The sequence below is a fragment of the Aeromonas sp. S16(2024) genome (genome assembly GCF_041403065.1).
GTDB lineage: Bacteria > Pseudomonadota > Gammaproteobacteria > Enterobacterales > Aeromonadaceae > Aeromonas.
Map to the genome: position 1 here is coordinate 110,039 of NZ_JBGLQX010000016.1, position 6,000 is coordinate 116,038.

Consider the following 6,000-nt stretch of genomic DNA (forward strand, 5'->3'; position numbering starts at 1 on the left):
GTTGTCAGACATAAAAAAAGAGCCGCTGTAGCGGCTCTTTTTGTTGCTGCGGACCGGCTCAGGAGAGCCGCAGGTTGGTGATGGTCACGTCGTTCAGCGAAGGCACTATGATGCCGCTGGAGATGCTCTTGGCGATCGCCTGGTTGCGGTTCTTCGAATCCGTCTTGTTGGTGACCTGATTGAGGTGGAAGTTCACGGTGCGCTCGCTGATGCCGAGTATGGTGGCTATCTCCCAGGAGGTCTTGCCCTCGCTGGCCCAGAACAGGCACTCCTTCTCCCGATCCGACAGCTCGGCCAGATGCTTCATCAGGTCCGGCCTGCTCTTTATCAGCTGCAGCGCCGCATTGAAGATGTAGCTGGCGCAGAACGACAGCATGGGAACGTTTTCAAACATCAGGTCGGAGTTGGATTTTTCCTTGCTGATGAAGGAGAGGATGCCGTGTTCCCCCTGGGGGGTGTGCAGCGGGAAGGAGACGCCGTTTCTCACGCCAAAGTCGGCGGCGAGGTTCATCACTTCCCGGCTGGCGCTGGGCAGCCAGGGGGAGTCGCAATCGAGCTTGTTCCAGAAGATGGGCTGGGTCTGCTTCAGGCCCAGAAAGACCACAGGATCCTGGGTCAGGTAGTGCCGTTCAGAGTAAGCCTCGAACCAGCTGGTCGGACAGTTGTTGAACAAGGCCACGTGTGATTTCTGCATGCTGATGGGGAAAATGATCAGCAACCTGAAGTAATCAAATCCCATCTGATGGCTGAAGCGCTCCAGTTGTTGCTGGATGTCGCTGGTTTTCTTGGCCTTGGTGAACCGATCTATGTGTTCCCAGATCGCATCGTTAAACATGTAAGTCTCCTTCTTCGACCACTTATCATCCTGATCGAAAAGACATTTTTTAGTTATTTAAAAAGGTGTTGTGACTACCAACGCCAGTTATTCCCGTGCTTGTCTAAAAAGTATCCTGTTTTTTCGGCCACAGGCCAAGAAAATCATCTGATTGCCACTGGCACTACTCTTTGAGACAATGAGAATAGTTATCATTGTTAAGATTGTGTACCATGAAAAAGATCTGGGGTCTGGCCTTGTTGCCATTGGCCGTTCATTTCGCCGCCTCGGCAGACGATCTGGTCGCGCCCGCACTGAAAAACAGCATCGCGGATGGGAAAGCCTCCCAGCAGCGCGTAGAAAAGGCGGCCGATGCCGCCGTTGCCGCCCGGCTGGAGCTGCAAAATGCCCAGCTGCAACTGCGGGATTTGGAAGCCTACAACCGCTACATGCAGTCTCTGGTGGCCGATCAGCAGAATGAGCTGGGCAAGCTGACTCAACAGCTGGAAGCGGTGCAGGAGACCCGGCAGGGCCTGATCCCCCTGATGCTGCAGATGCAGGCGGATTTGGAGCAGCTGGTGCAGGATGACATTCCCCTGCGCAAGGAGGACCGTCTGGCGCGGGTCGAGCAGTTGAAAGCGACCCTGGCCCGGGCGGACGTGAGCGAGGCGGAGAAGTTCCGCCAGCTGCTGCAGGCCTACCAGATCGAAGCCGAATACGGCAGCCGGATGGACGCCTATCCCGCCCAGCTGGCGCTGGATGGTGTCGAGCGCCGGGTCGATGTGCTGGCGCTCGGTCGCGTCTCCCTGCTGGCCATGACAGCCGATCGCACCCAGGGGTGGCGCTGGTCCGCCGAGAGCAAGACCTGGTTGCCGCTGGATAGCGAGTGGCTCAGCCCCCTTGCCGATGCGCTGGACATGGCGGCCGACAAGAAAGTCCCGCAACTGTTGCATCTGCCCCTGTCTGTCGCACGTAGCCAGGAGGCTCAGTCATGAAATGGTTCCCCCTTCTGATCACCCTCTCCCTCTGCTCCCATCTGGCTGTTGCCAATGAAGAGTGGCAACAGCAGGAACAGGCCCGCGAGCAACAGGCACAGCAGGATCTGGCATCTGTCTCCACCGAATTGCACAGTGCCCGCACCAGGCTGGCCGAGGCCCAACGCCTGAGCAAGGAGCTGGCCGGCCAGTTTGCCAGCAATGAAAAGCAGCTGGTCGAGCTCAACACCCGCTGGGAGCAAGCCTCCGGCGACATGAACGAGATCTTCGCGGTGACCCGTCAGGGGGCCAGCGATGCGGTCAAGCTGCTGGGAGACTCCTCGGTGCAGGGCCAGTATCCGGATCGCCTGACTGCCTTGAAGGCCATGGCCCAGGACAAGCAGGTGCCGGATCGCGCCGCCCTTGCCCTGCTGCCCGCCACCTTGCTGCAGGAGATCCGCGAGTCGGGTCGGGTTGTTCAGTTCGATGGCAAGGTGCTCAATGCCCAGGGCGCTGCCAGTGAGCAGGCGCTGACCCGGGTCGGCAGCTTCGCGCTGTTTGGCAGCGAAGGCTTCCTGCAACCGAGCGGCGAAGGGTTGAGCCCGGTATTGGGGCTGCCCGGCGGTTTGTTGTCCGAGCTGACCGCCTATCAGGGCAAGGAAGGTGAGGCGTTGCCGCTGGATCCCTCCCACGGCGTCCTGCTCGAGATGCAGGCCCAGGCACCGACCTTCTGGCAGCAAGTCCAGCAAGGGGGCCAGGTCGGCGCCATAATAGTGCTGCTGGCCGCCATCGGCCTCGGCATTGCCGCCGTGCGGCTCTGGACCCTCTCCCGCGAACTGACCCTGGTGCGTCGCCAGCTCAAGAGTGGCGAATACCACGCCGACAACGCCCTCGGTCGGGTGCTGACGGTGGCGGACAAGCACCCGGAGCTGAGCATGGAAACCCTCGAACTGAGGCTGGACGAGGCGATACTGCAGGAGACGCCCCGAATGGAGCGTGGCATCGGCATGGTCAAGGTGATCGCGGCCATCGCCCCCATGCTGGGGCTGCTCGGCACCGTCACCGGCATGATAGGCACCTTCCAGGCCATCACCCAGTTCGGTACCGGCGATCCCAAGATCATGGCGGGCGGCATCTCCATGGCGCTGATCACCACGGTTCAGGGGCTGGTGGCCGCTATTCCGCTGATCCTGGCCCACAGCCTGCTGCAATCCCGTTTCACCGAGCTCTCCAACGTGCTGGAGCAGCAGGTCGCCGGCATTCTGGCCGAGCGGGCCGAGAATAACGGGGACGGGATGGAGCGGGTGGCATGATGGTCGACATCTGGCAACAGTTGCAGAGCTTCATGGGCCGTGGCGGCCCCGTGCTCTGGGTCATCCTGGCCTTGCTGGTGCTGATGTGGATTCTGATGATCGAGCGGTTGCTCTACCTCAACCTGGGCTTCGGCCCGCTGCAGCGGCAGCTGTTCGGCCGCTGGCAGGGGCGCAGCGAGCGCCACAGCTGGCACGCCAAGGCGATCCGCAGCCGCTGGCTGGCCGAGGCCGAACTCGAGCTCAACCGCCATCTCATCTTCATCCGCACCCTGGTGGTGCTCTGCCCCATGCTGGGCCTGCTCGGCACTGTGACCGGCATGATAGGCGTATTCGATGCGTTGGCCGCCGCCAACCGCTTTAACCCGGAGAGCATGGCGGGCGGGATCTCCCGCGCCACCATCCCCACCATGGCAGGCATGGTGGTGGCGCTCTCCGGCGTGTTGTTACTCAGTCGTCTCGAGAGCCAGGCCAAGCGTGCGCTGGCCAAGACCCGGGACGGCCTGCGAGAAGAGAAGGTAATGCAATGAGACGGCAATCCAAACGCCAGCGTGATGAAGTACAGATCGACATGACCCCCATGCTGGATATCGTGTTCATCATGCTGATCTTCTTCATCGTGACCACCTCCTTCGTACGGGAAGCCGGGCTAGAGGTGCACAGGCCCCAGGCGAGCCAGGCCAAGGCGCAGAAGTCCTCCAGCATCATGCTGGCGATCGGCGCTCAGGGGCAGATCTTCCTCGATCGCAAACAGGTGGATGTGGAGCGGGTGCAGGCCAGTCTGGCCCGCCTGCTGTCGGAGCAGCCCGATGCCAGCCTGGTGATCCAGGCCGATGAGCGCGTGCCCCATGGCAAGGTGGTGCGGGTGATGGATGAAGCCAAGGCGGCAGGCATCGCCAACATCGCCGTGGCGGTGGCGCCGAAATGAAGTTCAAGCTGATGAGCCTGGGGCTGGGGATTGCCCTCAGCCTGGGGATCCTGCTGTTCATGGCCACGTTGGTGGAACCCCCCCGGGGAGAGAAGGCCTCGTCCGAGCAGAAAGCCATCGTCATCAATATGCAGAACGAGGTGACCGAGGTGCAGGTGCGCGAGCGCCCGGTACCCCAGGAGCCGGAACCCTTGCCGGAGCCTCCCGCCGCCCTGGCCTCCACGCCAATGCCCATGCCGGCGGCGGCCCCGCTGCCCTCGGTGCAGCCCAGCCTGGATCTGGTATCCAGCCTGAGCGCGGTGCAGGTATCTGCCCCCGGGGTCGCAACCAGCCCCACCCCGGTGGCGAGCGGCAGCTTTCATGGTCAGTCTCAGGGCGCGGGCATAGGGGTCGGCGACATGCTGACCCCCTTGCAGCGGGTCGAACCCGTCTATCCCTATCGGGCCCAGCAGGCTGGCATAGAGGGCTCGGTGACCCTGCGCTTTAGCGTCGATGCCGAGGGGCGGGTACAGGATGTGGAAGTGATCGACGCCAAACCCAAGCGGCAGTTCGAGCGGGCGGCGATTCAGGCCGTCAGCAAGTGGCGCTACCAGCCAAGACCGGGTGCCACCGACAAGCTGGTGCAAACCATCAATCTCAAATTCAAATTGGAGTCGTAACCATGTTGCGGATCTGGATCTGTCTGCTGGCCCTGGTCAGCCAAGCCTGTCTGGCCATGGAAGTGAGCCCTCATTTCTCCCGTCAGCTGGAGCCCGTGATGAAGCTCTATCAGTCGGGTCAGTGGCAACAGGCTCAGAACAAGGCGACCGGGCTCAAGCCAGGTTCCGACGCCGAGCGCGCCTGGCTGGCCCAGTTGCAGGCTTCACTGGCGGCCAACCTGCAGCAGACCGCACAGGCGAGTCGCTACGTGGAACAGGCGCTGGCCTATAAAGAGTGGCCCGAGCAGCAGCAGCTCCAGTTGCTGCGTTTGCGTGGGGATATCCAGGCGCAGCAATCAAACTGGTCAGGCGCCATCGCCAGTTACAAGGCCGCACTGGCACTCAAGTCCGACGATGTCTTGCGCTTGCGTCTGGCCGGCCTCTATTACCACAACAAGCAATATGGCGAGGCGGTCAGCCAGAGCGAGCAGTTGCTGAAGAAAGGCTGGCACAAGCAGACGGCGATCATTCGCCTCTCCGCCCTCACTGCCCTGCAACGTTATGGCGTGGCGGCAGAACAGGCGGAAGAGCTGATCCGCCACGAACCGAAAGAGAGCAAGTGGTGGCAGCAGGCGGTGTCGCTCAACCTTTCTGCCAAGCGTGGCGATCAGGCGCTGGCGCTGTTGCAGACCGCCATCGATCGCCAGCTGATGGACGATGCGGCCGCCCGCAACCAGCTGATCCGGCTCTATGCCTGGCAGGGGCTGCCCTATCGCGGCGCCCGTCTGCTGGAAGCAGCCATGGCCAAGGGACAGATGAAGGGGAGTGCCGAGAACCAGCAACTGCTGGCCCAGTTGTGGGAAGGTGCTCGCGAGTGGCCCAAGGCGGTGGATAGCTGGCAACTGCTCGCCAAACAGCATGCCCAGCCCAAGGCGGCCATGCGCGTCGCCGAGCTGTTGCTGCAACAAGGCAAGACAGAAGCCGCCATGACCCAGCTGGTGGCCATGAAGTCAGCCAGGGGTGAGCAGGGCAACAGAGCCAAGGCACTGCTGGTGCAGGCACATCTTAATAAGGAGCAGTATGCCCAGGCGCTGGAGTTGGCTCGTGAGCTGCAACAGCAGGACAACTGGCAGCAGCGGGCGACCAGTTGGGTCAACTACATCCAGGCCCAGACCGATGGGGTGAACAAAAAAGCTGCATGAAACGGGGGTAAAACTCGCATTTCATGAGGTTCAGCCTGCTTTTTCAGCAAACGAACGCATTTTTACAAAAAGCCCTTGTCATCCCGGCGCGGCTCCCTATAATGCGCCCCTACCAGCACAGCGGAACACGCCGA

The 6,000-nt window shown here is 61.8% G+C and carries 7 protein-coding genes; 6 read left to right on the top strand and 1 reads right to left on the bottom strand.

The annotated features are described in order from the left end of the window. Positions 1-58 precede the first annotated feature (58 nt). Entirely contained in the window at positions 59-835 is a 777-nt protein-coding gene (locus tag ACB030_RS13450; protein ID WP_371160419.1) for a LuxR family transcriptional regulator, read from the bottom strand. Between the two features lie 212 nt (positions 836-1,047). On the opposite strand from ACB030_RS13450, the gene ACB030_RS13455 reads away from it, so the two are divergent. From ACB030_RS13455 to ACB030_RS13480, 6 genes are read left to right on the top strand one after another with little or no spacing between them, the layout of a single operon-like run. Further along, the gene (locus tag ACB030_RS13455; RefSeq protein ID WP_371160421.1) at positions 1,048-1,809 is read left to right on the top strand and encodes a DUF3450 domain-containing protein; all 762 of its coding nucleotides are present in this window, start codon (positions 1,048-1,050) and stop codon (positions 1,807-1,809) included. Then, positions 1,806-3,101, top strand: a complete 1,296-nt coding sequence (locus tag ACB030_RS13460) for a MotA/TolQ/ExbB proton channel family protein (protein ID WP_371160423.1) — start codon at positions 1,806-1,808, stop codon at positions 3,099-3,101. The genes ACB030_RS13455 and ACB030_RS13460 overlap by 4 nt, the downstream gene beginning before the upstream one ends. Next, positions 3,098-3,628, top strand: a complete 531-nt coding sequence (locus ACB030_RS13465) for a MotA/TolQ/ExbB proton channel family protein (RefSeq protein WP_025328851.1) — start codon at positions 3,098-3,100, stop codon at positions 3,626-3,628. The genes ACB030_RS13460 and ACB030_RS13465 overlap by 4 nt, the downstream gene beginning before the upstream one ends. Next, a complete protein-coding gene (locus tag ACB030_RS13470; protein WP_025328850.1) occupies positions 3,625-4,026 on the top strand; it encodes a biopolymer transporter ExbD in 402 nt (133 codons plus the stop codon). Before ACB030_RS13465 ends, ACB030_RS13470 begins: the two co-directional genes overlap by 4 nt. Next, the gene (locus ACB030_RS13475) at positions 4,023-4,685 is read left to right on the top strand and encodes a TonB family protein (RefSeq protein WP_371160426.1); all 663 of its coding nucleotides are present in this window, start codon (positions 4,023-4,025) and stop codon (positions 4,683-4,685) included. The genes ACB030_RS13470 and ACB030_RS13475 overlap by 4 nt, the downstream gene beginning before the upstream one ends. A gap of 2 nt (positions 4,686-4,687) precedes the next feature. Further along, the gene (locus tag ACB030_RS13480; protein ID WP_371160428.1) at positions 4,688-5,866 is read left to right on the top strand and encodes a hypothetical protein; all 1,179 of its coding nucleotides are present in this window, start codon (positions 4,688-4,690) and stop codon (positions 5,864-5,866) included. Positions 5,867-6,000: the final 134 nt, after the last annotated feature.

Bases quoted from the DNA above. Each gene is read 5' to 3' on its own strand.
- ACB030_RS13450 (WP_371160419.1), bottom strand. From the start codon at position 835: ATGTTTAACGATGCGATCTGGGAACACATAGATCGGTTCACCAAGGCC.
- ACB030_RS13460 (WP_371160423.1), top strand. From the start codon at position 1,806: ATGAAATGGTTCCCCCTTCTGATCACCCTCTCCCTCTGCTCCCATCTG.
- ACB030_RS13470 (WP_025328850.1), top strand. From the start codon at position 3,625: ATGAGACGGCAATCCAAACGCCAGCGTGATGAAGTACAGATCGACATG.
- ACB030_RS13480 (WP_371160428.1), top strand. From the start codon at position 4,688: ATGTTGCGGATCTGGATCTGTCTGCTGGCCCTGGTCAGCCAAGCCTGT.
- ACB030_RS13455 (WP_371160421.1), top strand. From the start codon at position 1,048: ATGAAAAAGATCTGGGGTCTGGCCTTGTTGCCATTGGCCGTTCATTTC.
- ACB030_RS13475 (WP_371160426.1), top strand. From the start codon at position 4,023: ATGAAGTTCAAGCTGATGAGCCTGGGGCTGGGGATTGCCCTCAGCCTG.
- ACB030_RS13465 (WP_025328851.1), top strand. From the start codon at position 3,098: ATGATGGTCGACATCTGGCAACAGTTGCAGAGCTTCATGGGCCGTGGC.